General features: G+C 68.8%; 1 protein-coding gene. It reads right to left on the bottom strand.

The genetic code is table 11. The features are described from left to right. Nucleotides 1–129: 129 nt before the first annotated feature. Nucleotides 130–324, bottom strand: a 195-nt coding sequence (locus D9V41_RS18130; RefSeq protein ID WP_166376130.1) for a hypothetical protein, incomplete at its 5' end; no start/stop codon positions are given.

The raw sequence follows: 324 nt of genomic DNA, 5'->3' as shown, positions 1-324 counted from the left end.
GAGCGACCTCCTACGGCCGCGATAGGTGGTCGAGTAGCGCGAGGAACGAGGGGCAATGGAGCCGTGGCAACGAGGGCGATGGCTCCATGTCGGTCGCTGACCACCTCTGCCCGGGTGAGTGACGGTCGGTCAGCTGACGAGTCGGGCGGCGGCGATCGCGAGGTCGATACGGGCGAGGGCGGTCCCGGGACGAGGATCGTCGATCGCCAGGATCACGACACGTCGGTCCCCGATCGTGAGGCTGAGCGGCAGATCCTTGTGCGCCTGCACGAGTTCGCGAACGGCGTTCGCCCAGGACGGCTCGCCCGTCGCGGACGGCTTACC

Origin of the sequence: Aeromicrobium phragmitis, assembly GCF_003674095.1 — a bacterium.
Taxonomy (GTDB): domain Bacteria; phylum Actinomycetota; class Actinomycetes; order Propionibacteriales; family Nocardioidaceae; genus Aeromicrobium; species Aeromicrobium phragmitis.
This window is presented reverse-complemented; position numbering and strand designations above follow the sequence as displayed.